This window comes from Halorubrum sp. GN11_10-6_MGM (genome assembly GCF_005435165.1).
Classification (GTDB): Archaea; Halobacteriota; Halobacteria; order Halobacteriales; family Haloferacaceae; genus Halorubrum.
In genome coordinates this window covers 1-735 of the sequence record NZ_SGUC01000093.1, presented here as the reverse complement: position 1 = coordinate 735, position 735 = coordinate 1, and the positions used below count along the sequence as shown (strand labels likewise).

At 48.0% G+C, this 735-nt stretch carries 1 pseudogene; it reads right to left on the bottom strand.

Annotation, left to right across the window (positions count from 1 at the left end):
- Positions 1 to 465 (bottom strand): annotated as a pseudogene (locus EXE46_RS16215) (AI-2E family transporter); the annotation flags it as partial.
- Positions 466 to 735: the final 270 nt, after the last annotated feature.

Sequence of the window (735 nt, the reverse complement as noted above, 5' to 3'; positions counted from 1 at the left end):
AATATTACCGAAGAGAATGGAAGACAGTTCATCATCAACAGCTACTGCGTATGACCCGACAACACCTGATTCATCAAAATTGTCGAGGAGCCAGTTTACAAGCCGTGAGCCGTCGGTAAGCATATAATATGTCCCGGCCAGAAGAATGAATCCATGGAGTGCTGCGTTTGCGATGAACCCGACTGAACCAGTCAGTGTAGCAACTATTTGTTCGACCCATGTCTGAACTGCGGGGTCGTTGAGGATTGCTACGACTTCCTCAGGACTCAGCCCCAGTATGTCACTAATTTCTAGTCCTACAAGTGGACCCGGGAGTCCACTCCCTTGTGCCGACTGTAGTGCGGAGATGTATGCTGCACCGGGACCATCCCCTCCAGCGAGCCGTTGGATTTCGGGTACTACCAGTACAAGGGTGTATGTGAGCAAAAAGAGAAACGGCAGTAGGAAAATAGCAATTGTAACCATAGCAAGACCTTGACGCCGATAGGGAACTCGATGGCCTTGGAATCGCGACGGAAGCGAGAGGTTCTCGAGTTTGTGATAAATTGGGCGGCTTGCGTAGTAGAGAAAGATTGTAAATATGAGCGTCGCCTGAAACTGGATTAAAACAAAAATGACAGCAGCTAATAATCCTAACCCTCCAATTCCGAAGATGATCCGCCGTCGTAGTCCTGAGCTATATTCCATTTACCTACTAATTGCCACATTACAAGAAAGGTATGTTGATGTGGCGTG